The 16,454-nt window shown below is 32.9% G+C and carries 18 protein-coding genes; 5 read left to right on the top strand and 13 right to left on the bottom strand.

Translation table 11 applies throughout. The features are described 5' to 3' along the window. The first annotated feature begins 47 nt into the window (after positions 1-47). Positions 48-395: a phosphomannose isomerase type II C-terminal cupin domain gene (locus Q73A0000_RS15205; protein ID WP_193813743.1), complete on the top strand. Its 348-nt coding sequence runs from the start codon at positions 48-50 to the stop codon at positions 393-395. 70 nt (positions 396-465) lie between these two features. Here Q73A0000_RS15205 and Q73A0000_RS15200 read toward each other — a convergent pair whose 3' ends face one another. The 12 genes from Q73A0000_RS15200 to pdxA all read right to left on the bottom strand — a co-directional run bounded on the left by Q73A0000_RS15200 (position 466) and on the right by pdxA (position 11,975). Further along, positions 466-1,317 (bottom strand): DUF6492 family protein, encoded by an 852-nt coding sequence (locus Q73A0000_RS15200; RefSeq protein WP_193811769.1) that lies wholly within the window; start codon positions 1,315-1,317, stop codon positions 466-468. 17 nt (positions 1,318-1,334) lie between these two features. Next, on the bottom strand, positions 1,335-2,546 hold the full coding sequence (locus Q73A0000_RS15195) for a glycosyltransferase (protein WP_193811768.1): 1,212 nt from the start codon (positions 2,544-2,546) through the stop codon (positions 1,335-1,337). A gap of 1 nt (position 2,547) precedes the next feature. Beyond that, positions 2,548-3,495 carry a hypothetical protein gene (locus Q73A0000_RS15190; RefSeq protein ID WP_193811767.1) on the bottom strand — a complete coding sequence of 316 codons (948 nt, stop codon included), beginning with the start codon at positions 3,493-3,495 and terminating at the stop codon, positions 2,548-2,550. Then, positions 3,495-4,481 carry a hypothetical protein gene (locus Q73A0000_RS15185; RefSeq protein WP_193811766.1) on the bottom strand — a complete coding sequence of 329 codons (987 nt, stop codon included), beginning with the start codon at positions 4,479-4,481 and terminating at the stop codon, positions 3,495-3,497. The genes Q73A0000_RS15190 and Q73A0000_RS15185 overlap by 1 nt, the downstream gene beginning before the upstream one ends. 21 nt (positions 4,482-4,502) lie before the next feature. Then, on the bottom strand, positions 4,503-5,456 hold the full coding sequence (locus Q73A0000_RS15180) for a hypothetical protein (RefSeq protein ID WP_244140755.1): 954 nt from the start codon (positions 5,454-5,456) through the stop codon (positions 4,503-4,505). Further along, on the bottom strand, positions 5,456-6,229 hold the full coding sequence (locus Q73A0000_RS15175; protein ID WP_193811765.1) for a glycosyltransferase family 2 protein: 774 nt from the start codon (positions 6,227-6,229) through the stop codon (positions 5,456-5,458). The genes Q73A0000_RS15180 and Q73A0000_RS15175 overlap by 1 nt, the downstream gene beginning before the upstream one ends. A 3-nt stretch (positions 6,230-6,232) precedes the next feature. Further along, positions 6,233-7,486 carry an ornithine--oxo-acid transaminase gene (rocD, locus tag Q73A0000_RS15170; RefSeq protein ID WP_193811764.1) on the bottom strand — a complete coding sequence of 418 codons (1,254 nt, stop codon included), beginning with the start codon at positions 7,484-7,486 and terminating at the stop codon, positions 6,233-6,235. A 481-nt stretch (positions 7,487-7,967) separates the two neighbouring features. Next, positions 7,968-9,320 carry an acetyl-CoA carboxylase biotin carboxylase subunit gene (gene accC, locus Q73A0000_RS15165; RefSeq protein WP_193811763.1) on the bottom strand — a complete coding sequence of 451 codons (1,353 nt, stop codon included), beginning with the start codon at positions 9,318-9,320 and terminating at the stop codon, positions 7,968-7,970. 91 nt (positions 9,321-9,411) lie between these two features. Continuing rightward, the gene (gene accB, locus Q73A0000_RS15160) at positions 9,412-9,888 is read right to left on the bottom strand and encodes an acetyl-CoA carboxylase biotin carboxyl carrier protein (RefSeq protein WP_193811762.1); all 477 of its coding nucleotides are present in this window, start codon (positions 9,886-9,888) and stop codon (positions 9,412-9,414) included. Between the two features lie 115 nt (positions 9,889-10,003). Continuing rightward, positions 10,004-10,207, bottom strand: coding sequence for a 50S ribosomal protein L32 (gene rpmF / locus Q73A0000_RS15155; RefSeq protein ID WP_133439628.1), 204 nt, complete (start codon positions 10,205-10,207; stop codon positions 10,004-10,006). A gap of 75 nt (positions 10,208-10,282) precedes the next feature. Then, a complete protein-coding gene (locus tag Q73A0000_RS15150) occupies positions 10,283-10,798 on the bottom strand; it encodes a YceD family protein (protein ID WP_193811761.1) in 516 nt (171 codons plus the stop codon). An 88-nt stretch (positions 10,799-10,886) separates the two neighbouring features. Further along, on the bottom strand, positions 10,887-11,975 hold the full coding sequence (gene pdxA, locus Q73A0000_RS15145) for a 4-hydroxythreonine-4-phosphate dehydrogenase PdxA (RefSeq protein ID WP_193811760.1): 1,089 nt from the start codon (positions 11,973-11,975) through the stop codon (positions 10,887-10,889). Between the two features lie 118 nt (positions 11,976-12,093). Here pdxA and Q73A0000_RS15140 point away from each other — a divergent pair, with 118 nt between their 5' ends. From Q73A0000_RS15140 to Q73A0000_RS15130, 3 genes are read left to right on the top strand one after another with little or no spacing between them, the layout of a single operon-like run. Continuing rightward, entirely contained in the window at positions 12,094-12,690 is a 597-nt protein-coding gene (locus Q73A0000_RS15140; protein WP_193811759.1) for a riboflavin synthase, read from the top strand. Beyond that, positions 12,677-14,134 (top strand): ATP-binding protein, encoded by a 1,458-nt coding sequence (locus Q73A0000_RS15135; RefSeq protein WP_193811758.1) that lies wholly within the window; start codon positions 12,677-12,679, stop codon positions 14,132-14,134. The genes Q73A0000_RS15140 and Q73A0000_RS15135 overlap by 14 nt, the downstream gene beginning before the upstream one ends. 5 nt (positions 14,135-14,139) lie before the next feature. Continuing rightward, positions 14,140-14,835 (top strand): tRNA1(Val) (adenine(37)-N6)-methyltransferase, encoded by a 696-nt coding sequence (locus Q73A0000_RS15130; RefSeq protein WP_193811757.1) that lies wholly within the window; start codon positions 14,140-14,142, stop codon positions 14,833-14,835. Between the two features lie 5 nt (positions 14,836-14,840). On the opposite strand, the gene Q73A0000_RS15125 is transcribed toward Q73A0000_RS15130, so the two are convergent. Next, on the bottom strand, positions 14,841-15,419 hold the full coding sequence (locus Q73A0000_RS15125) for a DUF6759 domain-containing protein (RefSeq protein WP_193811756.1): 579 nt from the start codon (positions 15,417-15,419) through the stop codon (positions 14,841-14,843). A gap of 138 nt (positions 15,420-15,557) precedes the next feature. On the opposite strand from Q73A0000_RS15125, the gene tsf reads away from it, so the two are divergent. After that, the gene (tsf, locus tag Q73A0000_RS15120; protein WP_193811755.1) at positions 15,558-16,382 is read left to right on the top strand and encodes a translation elongation factor Ts; all 825 of its coding nucleotides are present in this window, start codon (positions 15,558-15,560) and stop codon (positions 16,380-16,382) included. Positions 16,383-16,454 lie beyond the last annotated feature (72 nt).

The following is a 16,454-nucleotide window of genomic DNA, read 5'->3' as shown; positions in this document are numbered from 1 at the left end:
CGTGTTTCATAAAATTACTTATTTTTGCACTATAAATTATGATGTATATGTTAGAAATCGGTGACAGACCTTGGGGGAAATATTATGTTTTGGCAGATGAACCTCATTATAAATTAAAGAGAATCGAAGTAAACCCAGGTCAAAGATTGTCTTATCAGTTTCATCATCACCGACAAGAATTCTGGACGATTGTAGAAGGAGAAGCAGTTGTAACATTAGACGGAGAAGAAATCACCGTAAAATATGGTGAAAGCATTCATATTCCTTTAGGCGCAAAACACCGTATTGAAAACAGAACCTCTGAACTAGTTGTTTTTGTAGAAGTACAAACCGGAACTTATTTCGGCGAAGATGATATTGTGAGGTTGCAGGATGATTATGATCGTGGTGAGTAAAATAGCGAGACCATAAAAGAAAATTTCTAGTTTTCTTTATTAATGTAAAGCTTTTTGAAAAAGCCAAAATTTAAGATTTACCTCTAAATGGTTTTAATAACTTAGAAAATAAACTTTCGGAACTTGAATTCTCGACCATCCAATTGCTTTGAAAAATAACGCCTAGATAATTTTTCTTTAATTTATTGATGTCATGAAGGTTTTTAACTAAATCATACTGTTCTTTATAATGGTAAACTTTAAAAAAACCTTCTACAGGAAGAATATCAATCAATCTTGTCTTTAGCAAATACTCACCATAAATTACACATTCTGAAGGTGGAGTTATTTTATCGATTTCATTAAAAAATCCTTCAAAAGAAATTTTACTTTCTTTTAGAAAATCATTATTGAAATGCTCCCAGACTTTAGCACTCCATAAATAAGGAGATGGTCCGTAATCCCATTCTTTGCCGTGGTTACCAAACATCGGTCGGGTCGCACGCAAGGCTTCTTTAAAGAAAATATTCTCTGAATCTTTTTTGATATTTTCCATGCTTTCTAGAAATCCTTTAGACTCATGCATAATGGTGTAAGGCGTATCATCATCAAACATAAAATCGGTATAAAAAAAATCTCGGATAAATTCTGAATCTGAATCGATACACAAATAATTTTTACAAATATCCAACCGATAAACATTCGCTTTAATAATTTGCTGGTACCTCCATGGATCGGTGATTGTAGTTGAAATAATATCTGAATCCTTTATGACTTTAAAAGAACTTTTAAATTTGTCATTGAAAAAATCGAAATCGTCATCATTCACCGAAATAACTACAGGTATATTTTCTACATTGTGTAATTTTATTGATGCCATCAACTTATTAACTCTATTGAAATCAGGCTTGTAAGTCTTAACAAATAAGATTAGTTTTTCCATCGTATTTTTAAAGTCTCTTATTTCAGTAATTCGAAAATTTCTTCTTTCTGAGCATCAATGGAAAAAGGATAAATAGCAAGTTCTGAGTTTTCATGCAATGTATTCCAAGTATTTGAGTTCGTACAAATCTGGATTATATTATTAGCAAATTGCTGATAATCTTCTTCTGCTGCAATTAGAGCTGTTACTCCGTTTTCCAGAAACATTCCTTCTGCCCCTATGTTAGTTGTTAAAACAGGCAGCGCATATTCTAAAGCTTGTCCTATTTTCCCTTTCACACCAGCACCAAATCTTAAAGGAGAAACAGAGGCAAAACATTTTTCATAGTAAGGAATAATATTTTCTACATAACCTGTAATCTCAAATAAATCTGAATTCATTTCTAAAATATGAGCTGGAGCTTCTGATCCAATAATACTTATCTTCAAGCTTGGTAATTCCTTCCAAACCAAAGGCATAATTTTATGATATAAAACCTCGACTGCATCAACATTCGGATCATGTAAAAAAGTTCCGATAAAGAAAATATCTTTTCGTTTTTCAAATGTTGGCATTTCTTCTGGTCGTACCTTCAGATTATGAACGTTACTTACTACAAATAATTTTGACTCCTCTACAAAATCAGTCATAAATTCTTTTTCCGTATTACTGATGACTGCAATTTTATCCGCTTTTTTACTTAACTCTGTTTCTATAAATTTATAATATTCTACTTCCTTTACTCTTTTTGCATCGTGTTTCAGCTCCAACCCTCTTTCCATTCTTAAGTAATGGATATCTACCATATCATAAATGATTTTTGCTTGAGGCGCTTTTTCTCTAAAAAACTTCAGATAAAACTCAAAAAGTTCTGGTCGGTGACACCATACAAAATCAAGTTTAGGTAAAAGATTTTCGATAAAATGTTTTTTACCTTTAAACATACCATTCTCATCAATAAACGGAGTGTAAACAATGACGTTATGGTCATTTAGGTTTTTAATGTATTTTTTTGATTCTATTTTCGGGATTGCTTTTCGCCAATCCATTAAATAAACATTATAGTATTTCGCTAAAAATTTCGCAATTTCTGTAATACGGTTAGAAGCAGAATCTTTATCAAATGTTGGAATTTGGCTATCTACAATAAGAATATTCTTTTTGTTTTCATCAGGAACAATTGTTTTCTCTGATAAAGGATAATGCTTTTTTAGGTAGATATAATTTTTTATGTTTCTCTTAATACCCATATTAAACTTTAAAAATGTGAGAAGTAAAATTATGCACAGAATAATTTTCTAAAATTTCTGCAGATATTTCTACGTAAGGAAGTGATAAGAAATTCTTAATTTCTTCGATGTTGATATTTAAGCTATCAATTACCATCATATTATTTGGATGAAAAAAATCAAACTCTGTAACTTTTCGATTAGTTGTCAGTAACTTTTTCCGATAACCTAAACTCTCAAAAGTACGAAAAGATAATCCATTTTGATCGGCTCTTTGAATATCGATCATTACATTAGATTGTGCAATTAATGCTTTTGTCTCTTCCAACGAAATATAATTTGTAATAGAAGTCAGATGAGCATAATTTAATTTTTCATACCAAAATAACAAGAAATAGATTCGTAAGCCACCATCTGCTAATGTTTTTGATATCTTATCAATTTCTTCTATCCGATTATCAAATGACGAAATATTAAAAATATCATATTTTATTTCAGCTTTTTCTATGCTCGTATCGTAGATGAAATTATTCGTTCGAATAAAATTAAATTGAGCAATATCTTTATCTTCATAAGAGTAGATCTCATCAAAATATTTTATAATTTCAATTTGCCTTGGATATTTTTCACAACTGTCATAATAATAAGCGACAAGTTTTTTAGAAGACTTCTTTAATTGCTGCAAACAAAAATCTGAAAGTAAATCTGGACGAATAATAAAAATGAGATCCTGCTCTTCTTTTACTTGATCTAAAACCTGTTTATTAAAATAAACATCCTTAATGTTTCTGCCAAAAAGTTTAGTAACCGCATTCTTTATTTTTGATCCCAAATGAGGATACTTATATTTTATATTTTCCGTCGCGACTACTGAGATTTCAGTATTTGGTCTCGCTTTTAAATCATTGACTATAAAATCGATATAACCATACGCAAATGGATAAATTAAAGTAATCTTTGTAGGTTTCATCAGACAAAAATTTCTTTTAACTTATTTTCAAATTGTTCTTTCTCAGTTTTCACCACATCTTTATAAATCTGAAAATTTTTAATATGAGCAGAATAATCGTCTAAAACCTCTTTAATTTTAGCTAAAATATGTGGAATCTCTTTCTGGCTAAACTGAAATTTATACTCCTCCGGAATCATTAAATCTTCATAATATAATGACGATCCATTTTTGCCAGAAATGATACAGCAATCTTGTGAAACACTTTCTCGCAACATTTTATCTCTGCCAGGATTTTCTCCAAAATCTACATAAACCAAAGATTCTGACATTATTTTTTTGATCTGTTCAGCATTCATATTTTGAATAGGAATCCAATCTAATTCTGGAGAACTTTCTATTAAAGCCGCTATTTCTTTTTGGCCTTTTCTCGGATTGTAAATGATTTTTTTATTTGCAGGATTTTTGCTAATTATTTCACCTTCTTCTAAAAAAATAGGATTAATATAATCACAAACAAAATCTATCTTTTCAGCCGGAACATGATGATCCAGTAAATATTTTTTAGAACGGAAAGATTGTGCCCATTGGTAAACATTCGGCAGATCTTCGAAAAAGTATTCTTTCTCTTTTTGTTTATATAGTATTTTACTGAAAACATTCTGTTTACGGATTCTTTTATCCATCAATATCTTATAAAAATCTACGCTCAACCACCAAATTACCTTTTGACTTTTAGGATATTTCTTAACTAAATCAGTCATCGATTCTGGTATAATTAAAACAGTATCTTCTTTATCTTCGATGATATCTATTTCCGAAGATTTATAAATATTGTAATTCGTAGGTTTAGGATTCTTCTTTGCAGGAATATAATGCAAAAAAACATTCTTAAGTCCGAACTTATGCAATTGATCTGATAACTGATGAAGAGCTTCCGGACCGCCCGTAACCATCTGTGGTGGACAAATAATAATGATTTGAGAATCCTTCGAGAATGTTTTCATTTCAACTTTTATCTAAAATAATTACTTCAACTTAAAAACTGTTTCTACCCAATTCTCCATCCTATATTTTTCGTGAACTTCCGTTGGAAGTTCCTTATAAGTTCCTTCAAAAAAAGATTTGTCCAAATTCGATAAATCGTCCTTTAAAACCAGAATATTTTCGGGTCTGTAGAAATCGTAGTCTGTAATAGTGGGATTATTGGTGATTACTTTCTTCTTCAAAGCCATGGCTTCGAAAAATCGAAAACTTAAGCCGGTTTGGTTGTCGCGCATTAAATCCAGTAAAACTTTTCCTTCACTATAATAACTAGGAATATCTCTATGCTTAATTCTTTTTCGCGTAAAAGTAATTTCGCTCGTACTTTGCACCAGTTTTTTTGTCCATGTTTTTTTTCCTACGACAACACAATTATAACTTAAATTTAACTCTTCAATCTTGGTGGTTATTTTTGATAGAGTTCCGATCCGTTTATCAAAAGAGCCCAAATAAATTAAATCGTATTTGGCAGGTTTAAATTCATTTACTTCTGGAAGATAATTATAATTGGTAATTAATTTAAAATTATTTTTTTCTGCATCTTTTTTATCGAAACTAAAAACTTCGTCAAACATATCAACCAAATGTCCAGCCGGACAGCGCGCCAAACTATCATACAAATAAGCGATATATCTTTTGGTAAATTTCTTAATTTGAAAGTGGAATTCGCGATCAATTAATTCAGGATTAATAACCAAAATCTGATCTTGAGGGCCTAATTTATTTAACTTTTTCAAAATCATTTCCTGTCGCAATTCATTTTTCAAATTACGTTTTAGAAGGATTTTTGAAATGGTATTTTTAACTCTTGCCGGAAAACTTTCATGTTGATATGCACCAATATTAATATGATGTGCATCCATACCTTTCCTGCGAAGCTCTTCAACGATATGAGCATCGTAATTCCAGAAATCAAAACTGATCACACAAATTTTCATTAAACCAATTTACTTTTTACTTGTTCTTTTTTCAATGATTCATAGGTTTCGAAGACACTCAAAGTTTGTAATACTGACAATTGACAGCCTTCTTTTCCATCTAAAAAACCCAAACGTAAAACATAGGTTTTAAAAAATTTAAAAGCAGATTTTAAATATTGCGTTAAAATATTAAATTGCTTTCCTTTAGCAAAAAGTTCTTGCCCTTTTAATTCACCGTAATGAATCATTTTCCTTCTATAACTTTCATAATCAGAAACGGAAAAATGTTGAAGTTTATTATTAAAAACCCCAATGGATCCGTTTACTCCTAATGTTTCATGAACTTTTTTCTCAGCGATATATCTGCATTTACTTCGTCGGAAAAGTCGAAAATTTTTATCTGTTTGTGTACCTGAAAAATTAACAGGTTTTCCAGCAAAATAAAATTTACGATAGAAATAGTAAGCGTCATTTTTATCGGACTTATTCAACTCCGAAATTATTTCTTGCTGAAGTTCTGGTGTGATTCTCTCATCACCATCTAAGAAAAGAACCCAATCATTGGCCGCAGCGTCTAAAGCGACATTTCGTTGTTTAGTGAAATCTTCGAAAACGTGCTGAATGATTTTAACTTTGGGATTTTGTTTGGCAATAGAGACCGTTTGGTCAGAACTGAAAGAATCAACCACGATTATTTCATCACAGATCGAAAAATCATCAAGAATTTCCCGAATATTCTTCTCTTCATTAAACGTGATAATCAGACCGCTGATTTTTTCTTTCAGTTCCAAATTTTAATCTTTCTTATATTCCAAAATGGTTTTTTCGATAATCGAAGCACATTCTAAAAGTTGCTCTTCGGTAATAACCAAAGGTGGTGCCAATCTGATGATATTGCCATGTGTTGGTTTTGCAAGTAAACCGTTTTCTTTTAATGCTAAACAAAGATTCCAAGCTGTAGAACTTTCCGGCGTATCATTAATAAGAATGGCATTCAATAAACCTTTCCCACGAACTTTAGTAATCAAGTCTGATTTTGCAATGATCTTTTCCATTTCAGCACGGAAAAGATTTCCGAGTTCCTCAGCTCTTTCAGAAAGGTTCTCGTCTTTTACAACATCTAACGCAGCCATCGCAACAGCACAAGCAATTGGGTTTCCACCAAAGGTTGATCCATGTTGTCCTGGTTTAATAACATTCATTATTTCGTTGTTTGCTAAAACAGCAGATACTGGATACATTCCACCAGAAATTGCTTTTCCTAAAACTAAAATATCAGGTTGAACATCTTCGTGATAACAAGCAATTAATTTTCCAGTTCTTGCGATTCCGGTTTGAACTTCATCTGCAATGAAAAGCACATTATATTTTTTACAAAGTTCAGACGCCGCTTTTAAATATCCTGCATCCGGAACGTAAACTCCAGCTTCACCTTGAATTGGTTCTACTAAAAATGCCGCAATATTCTGTGCATCATTTTTCAGCGTTTCTTCTAAAGCATTGATATCGTTGTATGGAATTTTAATAAATCCAGGTGTAAAAGGACCGTAATTTTTACTGGCATCAGGATCATTAGAAAAAGAAACGATCGTTGTAGTTCTTCCGTGAAAGTTATTTTCACAAACTATAATTTTCGCAGCATTTTCAGAAATACCTTTAACTTCATAACTCCATTTTCTGGCTAGTTTAACTGCAGTTTCAACAGCTTCCGCTCCTGAATTCATCGGTAACACTTTATCAAATTTAAAAAGAGAAGTAATCATTTTCTCGTACTCTCCCAATTTTGAATTATGGAAAGCTCGAGAAGTTAATGCTAATTGCTTGGCTTGCTCAACCATAGCTGCAACAATTTTCGGATGAGAATGCCCTTGATTTACTGCTGAATAGGCAGATAGAAAATCGTAATATCTTTTTCCTTCGACGTCCCAAACGTAAACACCTTCACCTTTATCTAAAACCACAGGAAGCGGATGGTAGTTGTGCGCTCCGTGCTCGTTTTCTAAATCAATATAGTACTGAGAATTCTTTTGTTGAGTAGCTTCTGACATGTTTTTCTTTTTTACAAATTTAATGATAATAATTGAAAAGCATTGAAACTAAAATCCCTTAAAAAGAGCCATCCTGTTTTGTAAAATAAATAATACCAGCTTTAAAATACAACATCCCTAATATTAAATTTTAGAATTTAATACAGGATTAGGATTAATAAAAGCAAAGTTTAATAACATTCGGAATTTTAGAATTAATACAATCTGGAAAAATGATTTGCAACTCGATTATTTCACTAAAAATCTAATGACGATTCATTTTCAGAATAGAAAAATCTTCGTATTGCTTAATAGGAGAAAATTAAATTTGTTTTCTGAATTTCATATCTTCTTACATTTAGTCACGCATCCTTCTTAATGAAAAAAATTATCACTTATTTAAAAATTAAAAACACCAGAAACATTTAATAGAGCTTGAATTCAGACCAAAAAAAACACCGATACTGAACGCATCGGTGTTTTATAATTTATTGTTTTGATCTTAATTATCAAAATTCTTATCCATCACAAAATCTTCCATGAATTTCGTTGTATAATTTCCGGCAAGATAATCTTCATTTTCCATCAGTTGTCTGTGGAAAGGAATGGTTGTTTTCACGCCTTCAATATAAAACTCTTCCAAAGCACGTTTCATTTTTGCAATTGCTTCTTCACGCGTTTGAGCGGTTGTAATCAATTTCGCAATCATCGAATCATAATTGGAAGGAATGGAATAACCTGAGTAAACATGGGTATCTACGCGAATCCCGTGTCCTCCTGGAATATTAAGTCCAGTGATTTTTCCCGGTGAAGGTCGGAAATCATTAAAAGGATCTTCCGCATTAATTCTACATTCTATTGAGTGTAGTTTTGGGAAGTAATTCTGTCCTGAAATCGCAGTTCCTGAAGCCAAAAGAATTTGCTCACGCACTAAATCAAAATCGACAACTTGCTCCGTAATTGGATGCTCTACCTGAATTCTGGTATTCATCTCCATGAAATAGAAATCACGATTTTTATCAACCAAAAATTCGATTGTTCCTACTCCTTCATATCCGATATATTCTGCAGCTTTTACCGCAGCGTCCCCCATTTTCTGACGAAGTTCTTCGGTCATAAATGGCGACGGCGTTTCTTCAGTTAATTTCTGATTTCTTCTTTGTACCGAGCAATCTCTTTCTGACAAGTGACATGCTTTTCCGTATTGATCACCTGCAATTTGAATCTCAATATGACGTGGCTCTTCAATCAATTTTTCCAGATACATCGCACCGTTTCCGAAGGCTGCAACAGCTTCCTGAACCGCTGCTTCCCACTGATCCTTCATGTCTTCTTCTTTCCAAACCGCACGCATTCCTTTTCCACCACCACCGGCAGTTGCTTTGATCATCACCGGATAACCGACTTCTTTAGCAATTTCTAGGGCATGTTCTACGGAATCAATTAAACCTTCCGAACCAGGAACACATGGCACTCCTGCTTCTTTCATGGTCGCTTTTGCGTTTGCTTTGTCGCCCATTCTGTCGATTTGCTCCGGAGATGCACCAATAAATTTGATACCGTTTTTCTGGCAAATTCTAGAGAAGTTAGCGTTTTCTGATAGAAATCCGTAACCTGGGTGAATAGCATCAGCATTGGTAATTTCCGCTGCTGAAATGATATTGGGAATTTTAAGATATGAATCTTTGCTCATCGGTGGTCCGATGCATACTGCTTCATCAGCAAACCTCACATGAAGGCTGTCTTTGTCTGCAGTAGAATACACGGCAACGGTTTTGATTCCCATTTCTTTGCACGTACGAAGAATTCGCATTGCAATTTCGCCGCGATTGGCGATTAATATTTTTTTGAACATCTATTTAAGAATTTTAAATTTTGAATTTTGAATTTTAAATTATTTCAAATGAGTTCACATCTAAAATATATAATTTATCGTTTAAAATTACTTAAGATGGATCAACTAAAAATAAAGGTTGGTCGTACTCAACCGGAGTTGCATCATCAACTAAAACTTTCACGATTTTTCCTGAAACTTCAGATTCGATCTGGTTGAATAATTTCATTGCTTCGATTACACAAACCACTTTTCCTTCTGTAACTTCATCACCTACATTTACAAATAGATCTTTGTCTGGTGAAGGTTTTCTGTAGAACGTACCAATCATTGGTGACTTGATGGTAATAAATTTACTATCATCTTCAACAGGTGTAGTCGGTGCTGCAACTGATGGTGCAGCAGGTGCTGGAGCAGCCGCTTGTTGTGGTGCAGTATGATAAACTGCTGGTTGCGCCATATAATTCATTTCGCTTCCTGCAAGCGGAGTTTTAATGGTGATTTCGAAATCTTTTGTTTTGTATTTTACTTCTGAAACCTCAGCTTTAGAGACAAATTTAATAAGATTTTGTATGTCTTTAATGTCCATATATTTGGTATTTTTTTGTTATGTCAAAGATACTAAAAAACAATAAAAAACCACTCAAAATTGAAAAAATTGAGTGGTTTATGTATAAAAACGAAGTATTCCTTAGGTTTTAGGCCTAATTCTCTTCTGCAGTTTCTACTTCTTTTTCTATTACTACTTTACCTCTGTAGTATAATTTACCTTCATGCCAGTGTGCTCTGTGGTACAAGTGCATTTCACCAGATGTTGCATCTTTTGCTAATTGAGGAACTACTGCTTTGTAGTGAGTTCTTCTTTTATCTCTTCTTGTTGACGATTGTCTTCTCTTTGGATGTGCCATTTTCTAATAATTTTTTAATTTGATGAGCGATGAGTATTTGATTTCTCAATTCTCATCATTTTAAACTATTTAATATTAATCTTTTAATTTCTTTAATGCTTCCCAACGTGGGTCAATTACTGGTTCTTCTTCAACGATATCTTGCGGACTGAACTTTTCCAGAATCTCAAAATCTTCATCAGAAATATTTGGAGAAACTTTTTTCATTGGGATTGATAACATCACATCTTCATAAATCAATTGTGAAGCATTGAAAGCGTGATTTGTCTTTGGGATCGTAATCACATCAACATTGCTGTCATCATATTCTTCCCCAAAATTTACCAAAACATCAATTTCATGTTCTATCGGATGGTCAAAATTTTCATTCGTGATATCACAAACTAAATTAACTGTGCCCGAGGTCTTAATCCAAAGTTCTAAAAAAGTCGTGTGTTTATCCATAAGGATATCAGCAACTATTTTAGGTTCTGTAAATTCTTGTTCAGTATCGAAAAGTTGAAAGAACTTCTTATCTATCTCAAACCTGAACTCGTGTTTTCCGTTTTTTAATCCTGAAAACTCAATGTCGTAGTTTCTAAACTTGTCCATAAAATGAGTGTGCAAAAATATGCATTTTTTTTAATATTACAAATTAATCTTAAACAAATCTACAGTAAATATTTTTTAACCTTATTTACTATGCCCGATCAATCGGCAAATCCTCTTCAGCGTTGTTGTTAGAAGAACCTCTGCGAGGCTGCATGCGATTGGTCATTAAGTCATTATATTCTTTTCTATTGTTGAAAATTTTGATTGCCATGAAAATCGCTTCCGTAAAACTTTGTTCATCAGCAATATTTTTCCCTGCAATATCATAAGCAACGCCGTGATCTGGTGAAGTTCTGATAAAAGGTAAACCGGCAGTATAATTCACCCCTTCTTCGTAAGCCAACGTTTTGAACGGAGCTAAACCTTGATCGTGATACATTGCTAAAACAGCATCGAAGTTTTTATATTTACTCGGCTGGAAAAAACTATCTGCAGGATAAGGTCCGAATGCCAGGATTCCATTATCAAACAATTCCTTAATTGCCGGCTCTATAATTTCAATCTCTTCTCTGCCAATTGCTCCTCCGTCTCCGGCGTGTGGATTCAAACCTAATACTGCAATCTTCGGTCTTTCAATACAAAAGTCCTCAATTAAACATTGGTTTAACATTTTGATTTGTTTTTTAATCTTCTCTTTAGAAATATTTTCGGCAACGCTTGAAATCGGAATATGATGCGTAGATACCGCAACTTTTAAATCGTCGGTTACTAAAAACATCAATCCTTTCTTTCCAAACTTCTCTTCCAAATAACCAGTGTGACCTGCATGCTGAAAACCATGTTTCATCATTTCTTCTTTGTTAATGGGAGCAGTAACCAAAACATCAATTTCACCATTCATCAAAGCGTTGGTAGCGGCTTCTAAAGAATCAATTGCCATACGGGTAGATTCTTCTGTCGGCGTTCCTAAATCAACATTCACATTATCTTTCCAAAGATTCACCATATTAATTTTATCTTCCTGAGCTTGAGCAACCTCGGTGATATAATTAAAATTATGCTGCAGTTTGAAAATATTCTTCTGATAGGTAAAGAGTTTCCCCGAACCAAAAATAATGGGCGTAAAAAAATCGGTAATAGATTTATCTTTCAGAGATTTCATGATGATTTCTGGACCGATTCCATTGTAATCACCGATAGAAATTCCCACTTTTATTTTATGTTGTTTCGGACTCATTTTTATTATCTTTGAAAATTAATTGAATTTTACAAATTTAACAAATTAGGATTAACTACTATTACTTTATCGAATTAATCGATTTTTAGTTCATCTTTTCTTTAAAAATATCAAAAATATGTTCACAGGAATTGTAGAAGCGACCGGAATTGTAGAAGCAATAAATCATAACGAAAGTAATATCGATTTTATTTTAAATTGTCCTTTTACCCAAGAATTAAAAATTGATCAAAGTTTAGCACACAACGGCTGCTGCTTAACGGTGGTGGAGATTACCGATACCAATTATCGGGTTACTGCGATTGATGAAACTTTAGAAAAAACAAATCTTGGCAAGTGGAAAATCGGCACCGAAGTTAATTTGGAACGTTGTTTGAAGTTCGATGGACGACTAGATGGTCACCTGGTTCAAGGTCACGTTGATAAAACGGGTATCGTAGAAAATATTCAAGACAAAGACGGAAGTTTTTTTATCACTATTTCTTATGAAAACTCTGATGAATACACAACTGTTCCGCAAGGCTCAATTACTTTAAATGGAATTAGTTTAACCGTTGCAGAAAGTGGTTTAAATGATTTTTCAGTTGCGATCATTCCTTACACCTGGGAATTTACCAATATGAAAACGCTGAAAGTTGGAGATACCGTTAACCTGGAATTTGATATCATTGGAAAATATGTTAATAAATTGATGAAAAAAAATGCCGCTCTCTAAATACAAAGGTTTTAGTTTAAGAAATAGAGTTTTCTGGGGATTCTTACTCATCTGTTTTCTCAGTATCACAGGTTCTTCTACGCTATCCTACTTTATTTTAAAAAATAATGCTACTGAACAAAGCAGAACGGATTTACAAAAAAGAGCAGAATCTCTCATGTCCGCTCTTGACTATGCGGTAAGTCACACCCAAGTACAAACCGGCGATTTACCAAAAATTTTATCAAATGCGATTTTCGAAATTGCCGACATCAATAACCAAGATATAATTATTTATGATTTGAACGGTGATTTTGTTATTTCTAATAAAGACATCAATCTCATTCCCACCAAAAAACTTCCCTTAGAAATTATTAATCGGGTGTTGAAAAGCGACAAAAGAGTAGATTTTCAAAACTATGATCAGAGAACAGATTCTAATGTAACTTCTTCGTACATGATTTTGAAAAACAATATGCTGGAGCCGATTGCTATTGTACTTTTTCCTTATCATCACAATGACGCTTCTTATGTAAGTGTCTTCAATAAATATCTCAATTACATTTTCATTGTTAATCTTTTTGTAATTGCATTTGGAGTTTGGTTGAGTTGGGTAATCTCTAATCACTTAACAAAAGCAGTAACTAAATTTTCAGATTTAATTAATAGAATTACCCTTTTGGAAAATGATCCGCAACCGATTCGATATTATCAAAATGATGAATTGAATCAATTGGTAAAGGCTTATAACAAGATGATTCTTCAGATTAAAGAACAAAAAGAAAGGCTGAGTTTCAAAGACAAAGAAGAAGCCTGGCGTGAAATGGCAAAACAGGTTGCTCATGAAGTGAAGAACCCTTTAACACCGATGAAACTGACCATTCAGAATTTTGAAAGAAAATTTGATCCGAATGATCCAGACATCTACAAGAAAGTAAAACACCTAAGCAAAACCATGGTAGATCAAATTGATTTGGTTGCCACCGTTGCTAATGCTTTCTCTCAGTTTGCCCAACTACCGGAAAAGAATAATGAGATCTTTAATTTAAATAAAGAAATACGCAATATCATCAATATTTTTAGCGACGAAAAGATTTATTTTCATTCTAATAAGAATAAAATAATGATTGAAATGGACAAAATATACCTTTCCAGAATCATCACTAATTTGGTTTCTAATGCAAGACAAGCAACCGATGATGAGCGCGAAAACATTATTAATGTTGATGTAGAACAAATACAAAAAAGAATCATCATTACCGTAGAAGACAATGGCGTTGGTATTTCCGAAGATCATTACGGTCGGATTTTCGAACCTAACTTCACGTCTAAATCAAGCGGAATGGGACTTGGATTAACAATGGTTCGTAAAATGGTAGAAGATTATAAAGGTGAAATATCCGTGAAATCTGAACTCGGAAAAGGAACAACTTTTACGATTTCTCTTCCTAACAATTTGAAATAAATTCAGTGAAGCCTTTTCAGTTTAAACAATTCAGCATTCAGCAATCAAAAACGGTATTTCGTGTCGGAACAGACGGTGTTGTACTCGGTGCCGCTTCAAGTGTAAATCATGCAAAAAACATTCTGGAGGTGGGAACAGGAACTGGTTTAATCTCAATGATGTTGGCGCAAAGAAATCCAGAAGCTGAAATTCAAGCGATTGACATTATTGAAAATGCGGTAGAGTTGGCTTTAGAGAACTTTGAAAATTCACCATTTAAAAACAGATTAAAGGTTTTTCTACAGAATTATAAAAACTTTAATTCAAAAGAAAAATATGATCTAATTGTTTCTAATCCTCCTTATTTTGAAGAGAATGACTCGAGCAAAGATATTATTGCAAGACAGCAAAGTGAACTTTCTTTCGAGCAATTAATTGAAAAATCATCGGATCTATTATCGGAAAACGGTTTGCTTTCTGTAATTATCCCATCTGAATCAGGATTTTTTTTCGAAGATTATTGCAATAGAAAAAATTTGTATTTACATCGAAAAATACAAATTTATGGAATCAAAGATTCTAAACCTAAAAGGCTTTTATTAGAATTTAGTTTACAGCTAAAAGAAGCAATTGAGCTGGAATTAGTCATTGAGAAATCTCCAAGGAAATTTACAGAAGAGTATTTAAAACTCACTGAAGAATTTCATCAATTTCTTAAATAAATCTTTTACTTCGGAGCATTCAACGTAATCACCATGTCTTTACCTACATTTTTCGTTGAAGAATATTTTGCATCGCAAACCATGGTCGTAACTATATAACTGCCTTTTTCTACCATAATAAAGTTTTCATTATTTGCCGGCACATTAAGGTTGTAGAATTTTTTACCGCTAAGTTTGACAATCAAATTACATTTCGATTTATTTTTAATTTGCACATAGGCAGCTTTACTCGTTGGATCGCTATTAAAAAGATGATTCAATAAATCTTCAGTTCTTTTACTATGTGTATTTGATCCGTTTTTAGCAACATCCCTTTTTACTTCATTTTCAAGTTTTGCAGGACTTATTGCTCTCACGGTTGGTTTCGCCACACTCGCCTGTTGTTGCGGTGTTTTATCATTATTCATAACTGCAAAAAGCTTTCTTTTAAACTCAGGCGTTCGCGGATGATTAGGATTAAATTTAATAAAATTGGCAATAACCTGCATATCAGTACTTTTCTCAACTTGAGCTACTGTATATTTCGATTGAGCGAAGGAAAAAGCTGAAATAAATAAAAACAGGACGTAGATAAATTTTCTCATCAATAGGTTAATTTCTTAGAATTCTATATTTTATTAGGAACGAAAAATTGCGCTTTTTAGTTTGTGCGAAATTTATTATCTTTGCAACGCTTAAAAACATAGCGAACTTAATCAATTTTTAACAAAAAAAACAAAAATATGTATACACCAGTTGCTGCAGATGTAGCTAAATTAAGAAACATTACAGGCGCAGGAATGATGGACTGCAAAAAAGCGTTGGTAGAAGCTGATGGAGACTTCGATAAAGCAATTGAAAACCTTAGAAAAAAAGGACAGAAAGTTGCAGCTAACAGAGCAGACAGAGATTCTCACGAAGGTGCTGTAATTGCAAAAGTAAACGAAGATAACACTATGGGTGCAATCATCGCTTTGAATTGTGAAACAGATTTCGTTGCAAAAAATGACAATTTCGTAGAATTAGCACACGAACTTGCTGAGCAAGCTATTTTTTATGCAAACAAAGAAGAATATTTAGCTTCTGATTTCCACGGAATGACTGTTGCTGAAAAATTGATCGAGCAAACAGGTTTGATCGGAGAAAAAATTGAAATCGGTTCTTTCGAAAGAATTGAAGGTCCTTTCTTAGGAGCTTACATTCACGCAGGAAATAAAATTGCTGCAATCACTTCACTTTCTGCTAATGTTGATGGAGCTGCTGAAGTTGCAAAATCTGTATCTATGCAGGTTGCTGCAATGAAGCCAATCGCATTAGATGAAACTATGGTTTCTCAAGAAACGATTGATAAAGAATTAGAAATCGAAAGAGAATTATTGATTAAAGAAGGGAAACCTGCAAACATCATCGATAACATCTTGAAAGGTAAAATGCAGAAATTCTACAAAGACAACACTTTGGTTCACCAAGCTTTTATTAAAGATGGTAATATGTCTGTTGCTGATTATGTAAAATCTGTAAACGGAGATTTAAAAGTAATAGGTTTCGTAAGAGTAAGTCTTACTTAATTCTAAATCTTAATATGATTAAAATCTCTTCCTATTTTTAGGAAGAGATTTTTTTTTCGGCTTAAATAGAAG

The organism is Kaistella flava (ex Peng et al. 2021) (assembly GCF_015191005.1).
GTDB lineage: Bacteria > Bacteroidota > Bacteroidia > Flavobacteriales > Weeksellaceae > Kaistella > Kaistella flava.
Note: the sequence above shows the minus strand (reverse complement) of the source record. Positions and strands in the feature narration are given on the sequence as shown.

Bases quoted from the DNA above. Each gene is read 5' to 3' on its own strand.
- pdxA (WP_193811760.1), bottom strand. From the start codon at position 11,975: ATGAGTCCGAAACAACATAAAATAAAAGTGGGAATTTCTATCGGTGAT.
- Q73A0000_RS15140 (WP_193811759.1), top strand. From the start codon at position 12,094: ATGTTCACAGGAATTGTAGAAGCGACCGGAATTGTAGAAGCAATAAAT.
- Q73A0000_RS15180 (WP_244140755.1), bottom strand. From the start codon at position 5,456: ATGAAAATTTGTGTGATCAGTTTTGATTTCTGGAATTACGATGCTCAT.
- Q73A0000_RS15135 (WP_193811758.1), top strand. From the start codon at position 12,677: ATGCCGCTCTCTAAATACAAAGGTTTTAGTTTAAGAAATAGAGTTTTC.
- Q73A0000_RS15150 (WP_193811761.1), bottom strand. From the start codon at position 10,798: ATGGACAAGTTTAGAAACTACGACATTGAGTTTTCAGGATTAAAAAAC.
- rpmF (WP_133439628.1), bottom strand. From the start codon at position 10,207: ATGGCACATCCAAAGAGAAGACAATCGTCAACAAGAAGAGATAAAAGA.
- rocD (WP_193811764.1), bottom strand. From the start codon at position 7,486: ATGTCAGAAGCTACTCAACAAAAGAATTCTCAGTACTATATTGATTTA.
- Q73A0000_RS15185 (WP_193811766.1), bottom strand. From the start codon at position 4,481: ATGAAAACATTCTCGAAGGATTCTCAAATCATTATTATTTGTCCACCA.
- Q73A0000_RS15190 (WP_193811767.1), bottom strand. From the start codon at position 3,495: ATGAAACCTACAAAGATTACTTTAATTTATCCATTTGCGTATGGTTAT.
- Q73A0000_RS15200 (WP_193811769.1), bottom strand. From the start codon at position 1,317: ATGGAAAAACTAATCTTATTTGTTAAGACTTACAAGCCTGATTTCAAT.
- Q73A0000_RS15205 (WP_193813743.1), top strand. From the start codon at position 48: ATGTTAGAAATCGGTGACAGACCTTGGGGGAAATATTATGTTTTGGCA.
- accC (WP_193811763.1), bottom strand. From the start codon at position 9,320: ATGTTCAAAAAAATATTAATCGCCAATCGCGGCGAAATTGCAATGCGA.
- Q73A0000_RS15125 (WP_193811756.1), bottom strand. From the start codon at position 15,419: ATGAGAAAATTTATCTACGTCCTGTTTTTATTTATTTCAGCTTTTTCC.
- accB (WP_193811762.1), bottom strand. From the start codon at position 9,888: ATGGACATTAAAGACATACAAAATCTTATTAAATTTGTCTCTAAAGCT.
- tsf (WP_193811755.1), top strand. From the start codon at position 15,558: ATGTATACACCAGTTGCTGCAGATGTAGCTAAATTAAGAAACATTACA.
- Q73A0000_RS15195 (WP_193811768.1), bottom strand. From the start codon at position 2,546: ATGGGTATTAAGAGAAACATAAAAAATTATATCTACCTAAAAAAGCAT.